The 15,992-nt window shown below is 63.9% G+C and carries 12 protein-coding genes; 9 read left to right on the top strand and 3 right to left on the bottom strand.

Going from position 1 to position 15,992, the window contains the following annotated elements; translation table 11 throughout:
* Nucleotides 1-116: 116 nt before the first annotated feature.
* The 4 genes from glgA to LB552_RS10295 all read left to right on the top strand — a co-directional run bounded on the left by glgA (nt 117) and on the right by LB552_RS10295 (nt 7,043).
* A complete protein-coding gene (glgA, locus tag LB552_RS10310; protein WP_224604901.1) occupies nt 117-1,562 on the top strand; it encodes a glycogen synthase GlgA in 1,446 nt (481 codons plus the stop codon).
* Nucleotides 1,563-1,565: 3 nt separating this feature from the next.
* On the top strand, nt 1,566-3,194 hold the full coding sequence (locus LB552_RS10305) for an alpha-D-glucose phosphate-specific phosphoglucomutase (RefSeq protein ID WP_224604898.1): 1,629 nt from the start codon (nt 1,566-1,568) through the stop codon (nt 3,192-3,194).
* Between the two features lie 196 nt (nt 3,195-3,390).
* Complete coding sequence (glgX, locus tag LB552_RS10300) at nt 3,391-5,388, top strand: glycogen debranching protein GlgX (RefSeq protein WP_224604895.1); 1,998 nt, start codon at nt 3,391-3,393, stop codon at nt 5,386-5,388.
* Nucleotides 5,388-7,043, top strand: a complete 1,656-nt coding sequence (locus LB552_RS10295; protein ID WP_224604880.1) for an alpha-glucosidase family protein — start codon at nt 5,388-5,390, stop codon at nt 7,041-7,043. Before glgX ends, LB552_RS10295 begins: the two co-directional genes overlap by 1 nt.
* Nucleotides 7,044-7,050: 7 nt before the next feature.
* Here LB552_RS10295 and LB552_RS10290 read toward each other — a convergent pair whose 3' ends face one another.
* On the bottom strand, nt 7,051-8,781 hold the full coding sequence (locus LB552_RS10290) for a TadG family pilus assembly protein (protein WP_224604864.1): 1,731 nt from the start codon (nt 8,779-8,781) through the stop codon (nt 7,051-7,053).
* Nucleotides 8,782-8,927: 146 nt separating this feature from the next.
* Nucleotides 8,928-9,293 (bottom strand): TadE family protein, encoded by a 366-nt coding sequence (locus tag LB552_RS10285; RefSeq protein ID WP_245340453.1) that lies wholly within the window; start codon nt 9,291-9,293, stop codon nt 8,928-8,930.
* A gap of 375 nt (nt 9,294-9,668) precedes the next feature.
* Here LB552_RS10285 and LB552_RS10280 point away from each other — a divergent pair, with 375 nt between their 5' ends.
* The 4 genes from LB552_RS10280 (at nt 9,669) to LB552_RS10265 (ending at nt 15,099) form a co-directional block, all read left to right on the top strand.
* Nucleotides 9,669-11,261: a peptide ABC transporter substrate-binding protein gene (locus tag LB552_RS10280; protein ID WP_224604850.1), complete on the top strand. Its 1,593-nt coding sequence runs from the start codon at nt 9,669-9,671 to the stop codon at nt 11,259-11,261.
* 176 nt (nt 11,262-11,437) lie between these two features.
* Nucleotides 11,438-12,361: an ABC transporter permease subunit gene (locus tag LB552_RS10275; protein ID WP_095766839.1), complete on the top strand. Its 924-nt coding sequence runs from the start codon at nt 11,438-11,440 to the stop codon at nt 12,359-12,361.
* A complete protein-coding gene (locus LB552_RS10270) occupies nt 12,354-13,478 on the top strand; it encodes an ABC transporter permease (RefSeq protein ID WP_224604849.1) in 1,125 nt (374 codons plus the stop codon). Before LB552_RS10275 ends, LB552_RS10270 begins: the two co-directional genes overlap by 8 nt.
* Nucleotide 13,479: 1 nt before the next feature.
* Nucleotides 13,480-15,099, top strand: coding sequence for an ABC transporter ATP-binding protein (locus LB552_RS10265; RefSeq protein WP_095766841.1), 1,620 nt, complete (start codon nt 13,480-13,482; stop codon nt 15,097-15,099).
* A 28-nt stretch (nt 15,100-15,127) separates the two neighbouring features.
* Here the strand turns inward: LB552_RS10265 and LB552_RS10260 are convergent, their stop codons facing one another.
* Nucleotides 15,128-15,463 carry a hypothetical protein gene (locus LB552_RS10260; RefSeq protein WP_224604846.1) on the bottom strand — a complete coding sequence of 112 codons (336 nt, stop codon included), beginning with the start codon at nt 15,461-15,463 and terminating at the stop codon, nt 15,128-15,130.
* A 199-nt stretch (nt 15,464-15,662) separates the two neighbouring features.
* On the opposite strand from LB552_RS10260, the gene LB552_RS10255 reads away from it, so the two are divergent.
* Complete coding sequence (locus tag LB552_RS10255; RefSeq protein WP_224604843.1) at nt 15,663-15,956, top strand: type II toxin-antitoxin system ParD family antitoxin; 294 nt, start codon at nt 15,663-15,665, stop codon at nt 15,954-15,956.
* The last annotated feature ends 36 nt before the right edge of the window (nt 15,957-15,992 follow it).

Here is a 15,992-nt window from a genome sequence, read left to right as displayed (position 1 = left end):
TCGATCAGCAGACTGTCGGGTCTATCAGCGAGCTGACAGGAACGATCAGCAAGCTGACGACTGGATCAACAGGTTGTCACTTTGACCTGTCATCTTGAGATCGGAATGTGGAGCGCATGCAGGTTCTGTCGGTCACGCCCGAAATCTTCCCGCTGATCAAGACCGGCGGCCTTGCCGACGTCGCCGGCGCCTTGCCGATCGCGCTTGCCGGCAAGGGCGTGGCGATGCGCACCCTGGTTCCGGGCTATCCCGTGGTGATGGCGGCCTTCGCCAAGAAGAAGGCGGTCTACCAATATCCGCTGCTGCAGGGCGCCAAGGCTTCGATCCATGCCGCCAAGATCGGCGATCTCGATCTCTTCGTTTTGGACGCGCCGCATCTCTTCGATCGCCAGGGCGGCCCTTACGGCACCGCCTCCGGCGCCGACTGGCCGGACAACTGGCGCCGCTTCGCCGCGCTCAGCCAGGCCGGCGGTGACATTGCCGGCGGCGCGATCTCCGGTTACCAGCCCGACATCGTTCATGCCCATGACTGGCAGTCGGCGATGACGCTTGCCTATATGCGCTACGGCAAGGCGGTCGGCGTGCCGTCGCTGATCACCGTGCACAACCTCGCCTTCCAGGGCCAGTTCGGCGCCGGCATCTTCGGCGAGCTCGGCTTGCCGAGCGTGGCGATGCAGCTCGACGGCGTCGAATATTATGGCGGCGTCGGCTTTCTCAAGGCCGGCCTGCAAGCCGCCTGGGCCATCACTACGGTCAGCCCGACCTATGCGCAGGAAATCCGCTTGCCCGAATTCGGCATGGGTCTCGACGGGCTGATCAACATGCGCTCCACCGATCTCTACGGCATCGTCAACGGCATCGACGTCGACATCTGGAACCCGCAGACCGACAAGCATCTGGTCGCCAATTATTCGGCCGAGACGCTTGCGGCGCGCGGCAAGAACCGCAAGGCGGTCGAAGAGCGCTTCGGCCTGGAAGCGGATGGCAGCCCGATCGTCTGCGTCATCAGCCGGCTGACCTGGCAGAAGGGCATGGACATCCTGGCCGCGGTCGTCGACGGCATCGTCGCCGCCGGCGCGCGGCTGGCGATCCTCGGCTCAGGCGACGCCGGCCTCGAAGGCACGCTGCTTGCCGCCGCCGCCCGGCATCGCGGCCGCGTCGGTGTCGTCGTCGGTTACGACGAAGACCTTTCGCACGTCATGCAAGGCGGCTGCGACGCCATCATCATCCCCTCGCGTTTCGAGCCCTGCGGGCTGACCCAGCTCTATGGCCTGCGCTATGGCTGCGTGCCGGTCGTCGCCAGGACAGGCGGTCTGGCCGACACCATCATCGATGCCAACGAGGCCGCCTTGTCGGCCGGCGTCGCCACCGGCTTCCAGTTCGCGCCCAACAATGGCGGCGCGATGCTCCACGCCATCGAGCGGCTGGTCGAGCAGCATGCGCGGCCCGCGACCTGGGCCTCGATCCAGCGCCAGGGCATGAAGGCCGATGTCTCCTGGGACAAGAGCGCCGAAAAATACGTCGAACTCTATCGCTTGCTGCTTTCAAAAAGGGCTGCCTGAGGCATGATCAAAACCGTCCCCACCAAACCCTATACCGACCAGAAGCCAGGCACCTCCGGCCTGCGGAAAAAGGTGCCGGTGTTCCAGCAGGAGCACTACGCCGAGAACTTCATCCAGTCGATCTTCGATGCGCTGGACGGTTTTCGGGGCAAGACGCTGGTGATCGGCGGCGACGGCCGCTTCTACAATCGCGAGGTCATCCAGAAGGCGATCGCCATCGCCGCCGGCAACGGCTTCGGCAAGGTGATGGTCGGGCAGGGCGGGATTCTGTCGACGCCGGCCGCCTCCAACATTATCCGCAAATACAAGACCTTCGGCGGCATCATCCTGTCGGCCAGCCACAATCCGGGCGGCCCGCACGAGGATTTCGGTATCAAGTACAATGCCGGCAATGGCGGCCCGGCGCCGGAAAAGATCACCGACGCGATCTTTGCCAAGTCGAAGCAGCTCAAGAGCTTCAAGATCGCCGATATCGGCGCCATCGACATCGACACCATCGGCACCGTCAAGGCCGGCGACATGACGGTCGAGATCTGCGACCCGGTTAAGGACTATGCCGAACTGATGGAAAGCCTGTTCGACTTCGACGCGCTGAGGAAGCTCTTCAAGTCGGGCTTCCGCATGCGCTTCGACGCCATGCATGCGGTAACCGGCCCCTATGCCAAGGAGATTCTCGAACGCCGGCTCGGCGCGCCGGACGGCACCTGCCGCAACTTCAAGCCGCTGCCCGATTTCGGCGGCCACCACCCGGACCCGAACCTGGTGCACGCAAAGCACCTCTATGACGAGATGATGGGGCCCGACGCGCCGGATTTCGGCGCGGCTTCCGACGGCGACGGCGACCGCAACCTGATCATCGGCAGAGGCATCTTCGTCACGCCGTCGGATTCGGTGGCGATGCTTGCGGCCAATGCCAAACTGGCGCCGGGCTACAAGGACGGCCTGAAAGGCATTGCCCGCTCGATGCCGACCAGCGGCGCCGCCGACCGCGTCGCCGAAAAGCTCGGCATCGGCATCTACGAGACGCCGACCGGCTGGAAGTTCTTCGGCAACCTGCTCGATGCCGGCATGGCGACCATCTGCGGCGAGGAAAGCGCCGGCACCGGCTCCAACCATGTGCGCGAGAAGGATGGGCTGTGGGCCGTGCTTCTGTGGCTCAACATCCTCGCTGCGCGCGGTGAGAGCTGCAAGGACATCGTAACCGGGCACTGGGAGACCTACGGGCGCAACTACTATTCGCGCCACGACTATGAGGAGGTCGAGAGCGATCGCGCCAACGCGCTGGTCGACGAGCTACGCGCCAAGCTCGGCTCGCTGCCCGGCACGACCGTGCGCGGCCTGAAGATCGCCAAGGCCGACGATTTTGCCTATCGCGATCCGGTCGACGGCTCGGTGAGCGAGCATCAGGGCATCCGGATCCTGTTCGAGGGCGGCTCGCGCGTCGTGCTTCGCCTCTCCGGCACCGGCACCTCGGGTGCGACGCTGCGCCTCTATATCGAGCGCTACGAGCCGGACAAGGCAAGGCACGACCTCGACACGCAGGAAGCGCTCGCGGCTCTCATCGCCGCCGCCGACGACATCGCCCGCATTAAGAGCCACACCGGCCGCAACAAGCCGAGCGTGATTACTTGAGGGTGGGGGCGCGCGACTCCCCCTTCTCCCCTTGTGGGAGAAGGTGTCGCCGAAGGCGACGGATGAGGGGTGCTCCAGCTTGGCGCAAACCGGCGCTCGCATCGCCGGCGCCTCATTTCTTCCAACACCCCTCATCCGTCTCGGCGCTGCGCGCCGATCCACCTTCTCCCACAAGGGGAGAAGGGGAGGCGCTCGCATGACCTTCGGCGCCACCATCACCCCCGAAGGCATCCGCTTCGCCGCCTGGTCCTCATCCGCGAGACGTCTTTGGGTCTCGATCTTCGACGACACCGGCGCGCTTGAAACCGACCGGGTGGAGCTCAACCCCGAAGGCGGGGGCGGGCACGCGCTCCTTGTCTCCGGCCTTGGCGACGGCGCGCGTTACGGCTTCCGCGCCGACGGCGACTATGCGCCGGAGCGCGGCCTGTGGTTCGATCCGAACAAGCTTCTCGCCGACCCCTATGCCGTCGAGGTCGATCGTCCATACCAATATCATTGGCGGCTTGCCGCCAAACGCAACGAAGGCGCCGACACCGCTCCGCTGATGCCGAAGGCGATTGCGCGTTCGCTGCCCAAACCGGTGCCGCCCCAGCCGCCGCTGTTCCGGCCTGGCGGGCTGATCTACGAGCTCAATGTCCGCTCCTTCACCAAGCTGCATCCGGACGTGCCGGAAACCCAGCGCGGCACCATCGCGGCGCTCGCCCATCCGGCCATCGTCGAGCACCTGAAGCGTCTCGGTGTGTCGGCCGTCGAATTGATGCCGGTCACCGCGTCGATCGACGAGCGGCATCTGCCGCCATTGGGGCTGAGCAACGCCTGGGGCTACAATCCCGTCACCTTCATGGCGCTCGATCCGCGCCTCGCGCCCGGCGGTCTCAAGGAACTGCGCGACACCGTCGCCGCTCTGCGTCAGGCCGGCATCGGCACCGTTCTCGACCTCGTCTTCAACCACACCGGCGAAAGCGACCGGCTCGGGCCGACTTTGTCGCTGCGCGGACTGGATGCGGTGGCCTACTACCGGCATCAGCCGGACGGCAGGCTGGTCAACGACACCGGCACCGGCAACACCGTCGCCTGCGACCATCCGGTTGTGCGCGAGATGGTGCTCGACACGCTGCGCCATTTCGTCAGCTTGGCCAGCGTCGACGGCTTCCGCTTCGATCTGGCGCCGGTGCTCGGCCGCGTCGACGGCGCCTTCGACCCGGAAGCGCCGCTGCTTCGGGCCATTGCCGGCGATCCCGGGCTCGCCGACCGCGTGCTGATCGCCGAGCCCTGGGACATCGGTCCGAACGGCTACCAGCTCGGCAATTTCCGGCCGCCATATCTGGAATGGAACGATCGTTATCGCGATGATGTCAGGCGCTTCTGGCGCGGCGATGCCGACGCGGTAGGCGTCTTGGCCACAAGGCTTGCAGGTTCCTCCGATGTCTTCGGCAGGGAGGGCCAACCGGCGAGCCGTGCGGTCAATTTCATCGCCGCGCATGACGGCATGACGCTGGCCGACATCGTCGCCTATGAGCGCAAGCACAACGACGCCAACGGCGAGCACAATCACGACGGCCACAACGACAATTTGTCATGGAACAACGGCGCCGAGGGCGAGACGGATGACGCAGCGATTGCCAAGGCGCGCTTCGACGACCAGCGCGCGCTGCTGGCGACGCTTTTCGCCTCGCGCGGCACCATCATGCTGACCGCCGGCGACGAGTTCGGCCGCACGCAAAAAGGCAACAACAACGCCTATGCGCAGGACAATGCCATTACCTGGCTCGACTGGGCCGGCCGCGATCAGGCGTTGGAGCGATATGCCTCATCGCTCTCTGCGATGCGTCGTGCCTTTCCCGCGCTGTCGGACACGCATTTCTTGACCGGAAAGCCGGCCGATGTTTCGGCCATTCCGGATGTCGAGTGGCTGACGGAGACGGGCGCGCCGCTCGGCGAGACGGAGTGGAACGATCCCGATCGACATCGCCTCGTCATGATGCTCGGCGATAGCGGAGGCAGTCGCCTTGCCGTCATGGTCAATGGCGACCGCCGCCAATGCGTCTTCACCTTGCCGGTCCGGGACGGCTACGAGTGGCACCCGGCGATCGAGGCGCAGCCGGTCGATCTTGCGCGGCCGCTGCCCGGCCGCAGCGTCAATTTCATGATCGAGCGGCGTGCCGCCCAATCGCGCAACGGGAAGGGCTTGTGATGGCTGCCGAAAATTCCGGGCAAGGGAGCGAATGGTGGCGCGGCTGCGTCATCTACCAGGTCTATCCACGGTCCTTCCAGGACACGACCGGCGACGGCAGCGGCGACCTCAAGGGCATCACCGCGCGGCTCGCCCATGTCGCGTCGCTCGGCGTCGATGCCGTCTGGCTCTCGCCCTTCTTCAAGTCGCCGATGGCCGACATGGGCTACGATGTATCCGACTATCGCGACGTCGATCCGATGTTCGGCACATTGGAAGATTTCGACGCGCTGGTCGCCGAGGCTCACCGGCTCGGCCTGAAACTCATCATCGACCAGGTGATCTCGCATTCTTCCGACAAGCATGAATGGTTCGTCGAGAGCCGTGCCAGCCGCGACAATGCCAAGGCGGACTGGTACGTCTGGGCTGACGCCAGGCCGGATGGCAGCGCGCCCAACAACTGGCAATCGCTGTTCGGCGGGCCGGCCTGGGAATGGGACGCCACCCGCCGGCAATACTACATGCACAATTTCCTCGCCGCTCAGCCGGATCTGAACTTCCACAATCCGGACGTTCAGGACGCGCTTTTGGACACCGTGCGCTTCTGGCTGGAACGCGGCGTCGACGGTTTCCGGCTGGACACGGTCAACTACTATGTCCACGACCGCTGGCTGCGCGACAACCCGCCCTTGGCCGCAAGTGCCGCCGGCACCAATGGCGCCACCAGCACCTATGCCTTCCAGGAGCATCTCTTCGACAAGACCCGTCCCGAGAACCTCGACTTTCTGAAGCGCTTCCGCGCGCTGCTCGACGAATATCCCCACCGCGCCGCGGTCGGCGAGGTGGGTGACGAGGAGCGCTCCTTGCAGACGCTCGCCGCCTATGTATCGGGCGGCGACAAATTGCAGATGTGCTACACATTCGACCTGCTCAGCCCGCAATTTTCCGCCGCCCATGTGCGCGGCTGCGTGGAGGCGTTCGAGACGACTGCCCCGGACGGCTGGATCTGCTGGGCCTTCTCCAACCATGACGTCGTACGCCATGTCAGCCGCTGGACGCGGCAAGGCGAGAGCCCGGGCGCGGTGGCGAAGTTCTCGATCGCGCTGCTTGCCTGCCTGCGCGGTTCGATCTGCGTCTATCAGGGCGAGGAACTGGGGCTGGAGGAGGCGGAGCTAGCCTATGAGGATCTGCGTGATCCCGTCGGCATCCGCTTCTGGCCCGGCGTGAAGGGTAGGGACGGTTGCCGCACCCCGATGGTCTGGCAGGCGGAGGCGGACAATGCCGGCTTCTCGACGGCCAAGCCCTGGCTGCCGGTGCCGCAGGCGCATCGCGCCCGGGCGGTCGACGTCCAGAATGGCGAGGAGCGGTCGGTGCTTGCCGCCTATCGCTCGATCCTTGCCTTGCGCAAGAGCCATCCGGCACTGATTGCCGGCTCGATCCGCTTTCTCGAGGCCGAGGGCGATGTGCTTGCTTTCCTCCGTGAGTGTGATGGCGAAAGGCTGCTTTGCGTTTTCAATTTCTCGACCGAGGCAACAGGCTGGGCGCTGCCCACCGAGATCGGCGAGGCCGAGATAACGGCATTTGACGTTGACGCCGCCGGCGTTCTTACCGGTGTGGTCGAGGACAGCGTGCTGGCGCTGCCGCCTCTGGGCAGTTTCGTCGGCAGGATTGGCTGACGGTTTCTTACTGAACCAGCACCGAACGTCCGCAGGTCGCGCCGGTCACGCGCACGTCCGCCTCGCCGACATGGACGCCCAGAGCTCCAAGCACATTGTAGAGGAGGTCGTCGACCGGCGCGGTCACGCCGTTGAGCAGCGTCGTCACCGCCGGCTTCACTGTGCCGAGCAGGGCGGTCATGTCGAGGCCGAGCCCCAGCGCGTTGACCGAGAGCGACAGGTTATTGATCAGCGATGTCGTCAGCGACTGCGTCAGGTTCTTCGTCGACACCGTCTTGATCGCCTTGTTTGCGATGTCGGTCGCATTGTAGATCAGGTTGGTCGGCGTCATGTTGGTGACCGAGAAGGCCGACGAGCCTGTCACCTGCAGCGGCGGGACGAGCAACAGCTTCAGGTCCGCGATATCGGCGTCGGAGAAGGACTGCGGCTTGGTGAAATCCGCGAAGCCGCTGGCATTGCTGTTGGCGAGATGGGCTGAGACCACGCCCGGCTGCGCGGCGATCGAAACCTTGATACTGGAGGGACCCGTCGGGCAAGTGATGTCGGTCAGCTTCGCTTCGGCATAGGCCACTTCGACATTGAGCGGCAGGTGGACGGCGACAAGACTGGTGCCGCCGCCGAGGTTGGAATTGCCGAGTGTCACGCTGGCGTTGAGCTTGATGCGGGTCTGCGCCGTGCGCACCACGGTGCCGGCTTCTCCCACTGCCAGCCAGGCCGAGTTCTGCATCGGCTCGCCGATGGCGATCGCAAGCGTCGTCGATGCCAGGCCCGGTATGGTGGCGCCGAGATTGACCGCGACCTGATTCGTGCCATTGGCCAGAGCGGCAGCCGCGGTGAGCATGCTGAGCGCGCTGGCTGTCACGTTAAGGCCGGCCGGCTTTTGCCCGATGCCGAGATCACCGACGGAGCCGAGATCGATGAGGGTGCTGAGCGGAATCCTGACCGTATTGGTGGCGCTGGAGGCCATGGTCTGCAGAGCGAGTTTGGCTGTGCGGTCGAGCCCCGGCACATTGGCCATTGCCGTGGCGATCTGTCCGATCGTTGCTTTGGAGGCGAGCACGTCGTTGTAGGAAACGCCGGTCAGATGCAATTGCGTCGCCAGCGCATCGGTGAACGAAAGAACGTCGACATCGGCCGACACCAGTGAATTGTAGTCCATCACGCTGAGCGAGATGTTGCCGCCGAGAAGGCCGCCGAGAAGCGCGTTGAGAATGCCGCCATTGAGGCTGGCGAGCCGCGAGCCGACCGAAAAAGCCGCTTGCGGCTGCGCGCTGGCGATAGCGGTCGTGCCGAGAGTGGGCGGCGCCATGATCGAGCCGGCGAAATAAAGCGTACCCTGCTTCTTGAGCGTCACCTGGACCGCATTGTAGGGCAGCTTGCCCGCCTCGAACCGGCTGCCGGCGGCAATGGTGCTGACGCCCGTGTAGCGCCCTGGCACGACCTGGACGACCGCCTTGCTGGCGGTCGGCGCCACGGTCGCGCCCTGTTGCTGCACGGCGACCGAGGTGATACCGTTGTCGCTGAGCACGGTCAGCACCGCCTGCTGGGCGTTGGTGATGTTCGAGGCCGCGGTGATTGCGGCAAGGTCGACGATCGACTGCGCGGCGCGGCGCTCGTTGTAAAGGGAACCTTCGTCGATCGCGAAGGCGGTCAGCGCCAGCGCCACCGGCGTGCACAGCGCGGTCATGACGGCGAAATTCGCGCTCCGGTCGGCGAGCAGCCGTCGCGTCGCCGCCATGAAAGCAATTCCAGGAAAAGTGCGAGGCGGTTGAGTTCGGCGACCTCGCCGTAGCCTTCCGTCCGGAATTGCGTCACTGAAAACAGATGGAGCGGTCTGGCCTTTTCGGGAAACGATAAGCCGCTCCAGCCCCCCCTTGATGGGCATCATATGCCTCCGACGCGGATCGTCGATTGACGTTGGATCGTCGTGCCCGGCAGCGGCAGCGTCCGGAACAGGTTCCAGATCGGCAGGTTGCGCGCATCGTAGGTGACCGAGACGACGAACTGGCTGCCGTCGACGGCGCTGTCCTGCGCGTTGACGGTCAGCTTGTTGGCGTCGACGAACGGATAGCCCGAGACATCGTGAGTGATGAAATCGGTAACCAGCGCCTGCCGCTCGGTCTGGTTGAGGCCGGCAATCGCGGTGCGCGCCGCGTCGGCGGCGATCTGCTGCACCGAATGGCTGGCGCCGAAATAAATCCCATATGCAACCATGCCGAGCAGAAGCAGGATGAAGACCGGCGCCAGCATGGCAAATTCGATTGCCGACGTGCCCGTGGCGTCAGCCCGGAAACGACACCACGGAACAAGCAATTTTCGGTTCTTCAGCATGGCGCGGAGAATGCCAAAGGCCGCCTGCAAAAACAGAAAACAGCTGGAACAACCGGCAGGTGTGGCAAGTTGAAAGCAAGCTCTAAGCTTTAGGTTTCGCTGTTTTAGCGTTATGGCGCTCACTTTGCGTCAAGCAGGCAATGGTTGAAATAAGATTTCGCTCTGTCTAGTCTCCTGCCACCAGCCGCCGGAAGGAACCGGCGGCACGCCTGAAACGGGGCCGTTTCAACGGTTCCGAGGTGTCAAAACTTAAGAAGGCGCGGCTGAGGGGCTGCGCCGACAGGGAGAAACTTCATGCTGAAAGACATGCTGAAGGCGACGGTGTTCGCCACCACATTGGCCTTGGCCACCGGCACATTCTACACGCCTGCCTTCGCCGAAACCGTCTACAACCGCGGCGCCGCCGCCGAGGCGGAGACGGTCGATCCGCACAAGACGTCGACTGTCTACGAAGCCGATATCATACGCGACCTGTTCCAGGGCCTCGTCATGCATGATCAGAAGACCAATCTCATTCCGGGCGCCGCCGAAAGCTGGACGGTATCGGATGACGGCACCGTCTACACCTTCAAGCTGCGCAAGGACGGGCTCTGGTCGGACGGCACCCCGGTGACGGCGGACGACTTCGTCTATTCGTTCCATCGACTGGAAGATCCGGCCACCGCTGCAGAATACGCCTCGATGCTCTATCCGGTGAAGGGCGCCGAGGACTTCAACACCAAGAAAGGCAAGGCCGAGGATATGGGCGTGAAGGCGATCGACGCCAACACGCTTGAAGTCACGCTCAAGGCTCCGACGCCCTACTTCCTGGAGATGCTGACCCACCAAGCGACCTATCCGGTCAACAAGGCTTCCATGGACAAGCTCGGCGCCGACTGGATCAAGCCGGGCAAGCTGGTCTCCAATGGCGCCTATACGCTGGCGGAGTGGGTTCCCAACGACCATATGAAATTGGTCAAGAACCCGAAATTCTGGGACGCCGCGAGCGTCAAGCTCGACGTGGTCAATTACATCCCGACCGAGGATCGCTCGTCGGCGATGAAGCGTTTCGAGGCGGGCGAGCTCGACAGCTATGGCGACCTGCCGACCGAGCAGCTCGCCGATCTCAAAACCAAATTCGGCGACCAAGTCCGTGTCGGGCCGTATCTCGGCACTTATTATTACGCGGTCAAGACCGACAAGGCGCCTTGGGACAATGTCGAGTTGCGCAACGCCATCTCGATGGCGATCGACCGCGACTTCCTCGCCGAGAAGGTCTGGCAGAACTCGATGCTGCCTGGATATTCGATGGTGCCCCCGGGCATCGAGGGCTACACGCCGGCACTGGCCAAATACGCCGACATGCCGCAGATCGACCGCGAGGATGCGGCCAAGAAGATCCTGGAAAAGCTAGGCTATACACCCGAGCATCCGTTGAAGATGGAGATCCGCTACAACACCTCGGAGAACCATAAGAACACGGCGGTGGCCATCCAGGAACAGCTGAAGCCGCTCGGCGTCGAGGTGACGCTGCTCAACACCGACACCAAGACCCATTACAGCTTCCTCGAGCAGAAGGGCAACTACGACGTCGCCCGTGCCGCCTGGATCGCCGACTACAAGGATCCCGAGACCTTCCTCGGCATCTCGCGCAAGGCGAGCGGCAACAACTACTCGAACTACAACAGCCCTGCCTATGAAGCCGCCATGGACAAGGCGGCTGCCGCAGGCGGCAAGCCCGAGGAGCGCATGAAGGACCTCGCCGCAGCCGAGCGCATCCTCGTCGACGACGTTGGCGAGATCCCGCTTCTCTACTACAGCTACCACGACATCGTTTCCTCGAAGCTGCATGGCTTCGACGACAATGTGATGGACATTCATCCGTCCCGCTTCATCTCCAAGGACTGAAAAAAACCTTGGCCGTGCCGCCGCTCTCTTTTTGGGAGCGGCGGTCGCGGTCTGTCGTCGTGCCGGGCCGAAAGTCGGATTGGATTTTCGGGCTGCCCGGTGCGAAGATCAGAGATGCCGGCGCGCCACGGATCTTCGACTGGAGAGCCTGTCGCCCTGGCTGAAGCGGGGCGCCGATGCTGCGTTATGTCTTCCGGCGGCTGTTGACCGCCATCCCGACGCTGTTCGTCATCGTGACGGTGGCGTTTTTCCTGATCCGCGTCGCGCCAGGCGGCCCGTTCAACCAGGAGCGGGGCCTGAGCCCCGAGATCAGGGCCAATCTCGAAGCCCAGTTCGGCCTCAACGATCCGCTCTGGCTGCAATATGTCCACTATCTCGGCAATCTTTTGCGCGGCAGTTTCGGCCCGAGCTACAATTTGCCCGATTTCACCGTCACCGAACTCTTCGCCAAGGGCCTGCCGATCTCGGTACAGATCGGTAGCTCGGCACTGGTGCTGGCGCTGCTGTTGGGCTCGATCCTCGGCACCATCGCCGCGCTCAACCAGAACAAAATAGGCGACTATTCGGTGATCGCCTTGGCCACCGCCGGCAGCACCATCCCCACCTTCGTCACTGCGCCGGTGATCCAGCTCGTCTTCGGGTTGTCCTGGAAGCTGTTGCCGATCGGCGGCTGGGGCGACGGCGCCTTGATCAATAAGGTCGGTCCGGTGCTGACGCTGGCCTTGCCGCAGATCGCAATCGTCGCCCGACTGATGCGCGGCTCCATGATCGAGAGCCTGCGTTCGCACCATATCCGCACCGCCCGCGCGCTCGGCCTATCGGACTGGTCAGTGGTGGTCAAGCATGCGCTGCGCGGCGCCGTGCTGCCGATCGTCTCCTTCACCGGTCCGGCGGCGGCCGCGCTGTTGACCGGCTCGATCATCGTCGAGACCATCTTCTCTATCCCCGGGGTCGGCCGCTACTTCGTCGATGCAGCCCTCAACCGCGACTATACGCTTGTCATGGGAACCGTGGTGGTGATCGCGCTCTTCACCATCGTCTTCAACCTGATCGTCGACCTGCTCTATGCGGTCGTCGATCCGAGGGTGCGCTATGACTGACCTCGCCGTCGCCGTGCCCGAGCCGATTGTCGGCCGCTCGCTCTGGGGCAACGCCTGGGCGCGGCTCAAACGCAACCGCGCCGCGATGCTCAGCCTCTATTACCTGGCCTTCATCGCCGTCATCAGCATTTGCGGTCCCTGGGTCGTGCCGCACGCATACACCACCATATATGGCGACTATGTGCGCATGCCGCCTAGCTTTTCGGCCTATCCGAAACCCGACATGATCCAGGGTGCGCTGGGCGACGCCATCAAGCGCATGCGCGCCGACATCAAGGAATGGCACCAGGACGGCAATCGCGTCATCGTCACCGTCACCTCGACCAAGCCGATCGACGACCGCAACATCCGCTATCTCGACCGCTCCGACGCCTTCGACGACACCAGGATCGAGAACAAGTCGCCCGACGGCCTCGAAGTGACGATGAGCTCGGCCGTGAAGCAGCAATATTTCTTCTTCGGCACCGACAACACCGGCCGCGACCTGCTTTCGCGGACGCTGATGGCCGGACGCATCTCTCTGGCCATCGGCCTGCTCGCCGGCGTCGTCGCCGGCGTCATCGGCGTCATCTACGGCGCGACCGCGGGCTTCTCCGGCGGCAAGGTCGACGAGGTGATGATGCGCATTGTCGACGTGCTCTATTCGCTGCCCTTCATCTTCTTCGTCATCATGCTGGTGGTGTTTTTCGGCCGCAACTTCGTGCTGATGTTTCTGGCGGTCGGCGCTGTGTTGTGGCTCGACATGGCGCGCATCGTGCGCGGCCAGGCGCTGTCGATCCGCAGGCAGGAATATGTCCAGGCGGCGGAGGCCATGGGCGTCGGCCAGCGCGGCATCCTGTTGCGCCATGTCATCCCCAACCTGCTTGGCCCGGTGGTCATCTACATGACGCTCTTGGTGCCGCAGGTCATCATCCTGGAGAGCTTCCTGTCCTTTCTCGGTCTAGGCGTGCAGGAGCCGATGACCAGCTGGGGCGTGCTGATCTCGGTCGGCGCCAAGAACATCGGCTACGCCAACTGGCTGCTTTTGTTCCCGGCCTTCTTCCTCGTCTCGACGCTGTTCGCCCTGAATTTCGTCGGCGACGGCCTGCGCGACGCGCTCGATCCCAAGGACCGCTGAGATGACTGGTTCCGAAACGATCCTCAGCGTCAAGGACCTGCGCGTCCGCTTCCAGACCCTCGACGGCGCGGTCGAGGCCGTGAAGGGCATCAACATCAAGGTCAACGCCGGCGAGACGGTCGCCGTCGTCGGCGAATCCGGCTCCGGCAAAAGCCAGACGATGATGGCGGCGATGAGCCTGCTTTCCTCCAATGGCGAGGCGACCGGCCAGGTCGACTACCGCGGCCGCAATCTCCTGACGATGTCAAAGAGCGAGCTGAACCAGGTGCGCGGCCGCAAGATCAGCATGATCTTCCAGGAGCCGATGACCTCGCTCGACCCGCTCTACACAATCGGCAACCAGCTGATCGAGCCGATCCGCCGGCATCGCGGGCTTTCCGCGGCGGCCGCGCGGGAAGAGGCGCTGAAATTGCTCAGGCTGGTGCATATTCCCGATCCCGAACGGCGGATGAAATCCTATCCGCACGAGATGTCGGGCGGCCAGCGCCAGCGCGTCATGATCGCCATGGCCTTGGCCAACGATCCGGACATCCTCATCGCCGACGAACCGACGACGGCGCTCGACGTCACCATCCAGGCGCAGATTCTGATGCTGCTTGCCGAACTGCAGCGCAAGCTCGGCATGGCCATCGTCTTCATCACCCACGACCTCGGCATCGTGCGCCGCTTCGCCGACCGCGTCTATGTCATGCGCCTGGGCGAGGTGGTGGAGGAGGGCGATGCGGAAGCGCTCTTCGCCAATCCGCAGCATGCCTACACCAAGATGCTGCTCGCGGCCGAGCCGACGGGCACCAAGGTGGCGCCGCCCGCCAGTGCGCCGGTGCTGCTCGAAGGCCGCAATGTCGAAGTCGTCTTCAAGATCGGCGGCGGCTTTCTTGGCGGCGAGCCGCTGATGCTGCGCGCGGTGGACAGGATCTCGATCCGGCTGAAGCGCAACCAGACGATCGGCATCGTCGGCGAGTCCGGTTCAGGCAAGTCGACGCTGGGCCGCGCGCTGCTCAGGCTCTTGCCCAGCGACGGCGTGATCCGCTTTGGCGACCGCGACATTTCGGACGCGGACCGCCAGGCGATGCGGCCGCTCAGGCGCGAATTGCAGCTCGTGTTCCAGGATCCGTTCGGCTCGTTGTCGCCGCGCATGACCGTCGGCCAGGTGATCACCGAGGGCCTTTTGGTGCACGAGCCCTCATTGACCGGCAAGCAGCGCGACCAGCGCGCCGTCGAGGCGCTGCGCGAGGTCGGCCTCGACCCCAATGCGCGCAACCGCTACCCGCATGAATTCTCCGGCGGTCAGCGCCAGCGCATCGCCATTGCCCGCGCCATGATCCTGAAGCCGAAAGTGGTGGTGCTCGACGAGCCGACCTCGGCGCTTGACCGTTCCGTGCAGAAGCAGATCGTCGAGCTGTTGCGCAAGCTGCAGGCCGACCACGAGCTGTCCTACCTCTTCATCAGCCACGACCTCGCGGTGGTCCGCGCCATGGCCGACTACATCATCGTCATGAAGCAGGGAAAGATCGTCGAGGAAGGGCCGACGCAAGAAATCTTCGACAATCCGCGCGAAGCCTACACCCAGACGCTGATGAACGCCGCGATCGATACGGCACGGTTCCGCATGAGCGCTTGAAGCCGGGGCAAGCTTGACCTAGCTCGCCTCACGGCGAGGACGGGCACCTCTGGTTCCGCGTCGCGACGATCACCTGCTGCTGTTGCTGCAGCCGTTCGATCCGCGCGGTTTCGCGATTGGCGATCGCCGTCTTCACGCGCTCGCTGCCGAGCAGCCATGTCGGCACGCTGGTGTTGGCGACCTTGCCGCGAGCGATTGCGGTGCGTGAAATATCGGTCGCGGTGTCGCCGACCGCATTGTTGAGCTCGGGGCAGTTCATTTTGTCGTAGTTCGCCGGGCTGATCGACGCGGTGGTCGATGAGCAGCCCGCCGCGAACAAGAGGACCGCAATTGTCGGTAGAATGGCCGTCGGCGTGAACTTCATACTCTCAACCCTGGTTCGCCGTCCTGCGGTCCCGCGCATCCAGGAGCATGGCGGGTTGCCATTAGGCCAAAGTGAGAAACCGTTGTCGAGCGTTGTCGCACGATTCTGTTTTCGAAGATCACACATCGTTCGAGCGACGGTATTGGCATAATATGCTATCCCCCTAGATCATGCCTGTTGAATTGGAGCTGATACCGCGATGCCGACCCGCAATGTTGTCCTGACGGAACACCTCGAAGAGGTGATCGATCGGCTGGTGAAAACCGGGCGTTATCAGAACGCCAGCGAGGTATTGCGTGACGGCTTGCGGCTGATCGAGCAGCGCGAGGCGAGGGAGTCGGCAAAGCTGGCCGCGCTCAGGGAGGCAGCCAGCATCGGTTTCCACGACATCGAGCAAGGCCGTTTCGAGGATATTGCTGGAGACAGTCTCGAAAAACTTATGAATGGCCTGGGGCGGCAGGCAAGCTTACGCGCGAAAAAACCAGGCTTGTAACGCCATGGTCCTGTACCGGCTTTCAGCAGCCGCGAA

This window comes from Mesorhizobium sp. CA7, from assembly GCF_020165015.1.
Classification (GTDB): domain Bacteria; phylum Pseudomonadota; class Alphaproteobacteria; order Rhizobiales; family Rhizobiaceae; genus Mesorhizobium.
The sequence above is the reverse complement of the archived record's forward strand: the minus strand, read 5'-3'. Positions and strand labels throughout refer to the sequence as shown.

What these genes read in the sequence shown, in the direction of transcription:
- glgA (WP_224604901.1), top strand. Translation starts at nt 117, where the DNA reads ATGCAGGTTCTGTCGGTCACGCCCGAAATCTTCCCGCTGATCAAGACC.
- LB552_RS10305 (WP_224604898.1), top strand. Translation starts at nt 1,566, where the DNA reads ATGATCAAAACCGTCCCCACCAAACCCTATACCGACCAGAAGCCAGGC.
- glgX (WP_224604895.1), top strand. Translation starts at nt 3,391, where the DNA reads ATGACCTTCGGCGCCACCATCACCCCCGAAGGCATCCGCTTCGCCGCC.
- LB552_RS10295 (WP_224604880.1), top strand. Translation starts at nt 5,388, where the DNA reads ATGGCTGCCGAAAATTCCGGGCAAGGGAGCGAATGGTGGCGCGGCTGC.
- LB552_RS10290 (WP_224604864.1), bottom strand. Translation starts at nt 8,781, where the DNA reads ATGGCGGCGACGCGACGGCTGCTCGCCGACCGGAGCGCGAATTTCGCC.
- LB552_RS10285 (WP_245340453.1), bottom strand. Translation starts at nt 9,293, where the DNA reads ATGCTGGCGCCGGTCTTCATCCTGCTTCTGCTCGGCATGGTTGCATAT.
- LB552_RS10280 (WP_224604850.1), top strand. Translation starts at nt 9,669, where the DNA reads ATGCTGAAAGACATGCTGAAGGCGACGGTGTTCGCCACCACATTGGCC.
- LB552_RS10275 (WP_095766839.1), top strand. Translation starts at nt 11,438, where the DNA reads ATGCTGCGTTATGTCTTCCGGCGGCTGTTGACCGCCATCCCGACGCTG.
- LB552_RS10270 (WP_224604849.1), top strand. Translation starts at nt 12,354, where the DNA reads ATGACTGACCTCGCCGTCGCCGTGCCCGAGCCGATTGTCGGCCGCTCG.
- LB552_RS10265 (WP_095766841.1), top strand. Translation starts at nt 13,480, where the DNA reads ATGACTGGTTCCGAAACGATCCTCAGCGTCAAGGACCTGCGCGTCCGC.
- LB552_RS10260 (WP_224604846.1), bottom strand. Translation starts at nt 15,463, where the DNA reads ATGAAGTTCACGCCGACGGCCATTCTACCGACAATTGCGGTCCTCTTG.
- LB552_RS10255 (WP_224604843.1), top strand. Translation starts at nt 15,663, where the DNA reads ATGCCGACCCGCAATGTTGTCCTGACGGAACACCTCGAAGAGGTGATC.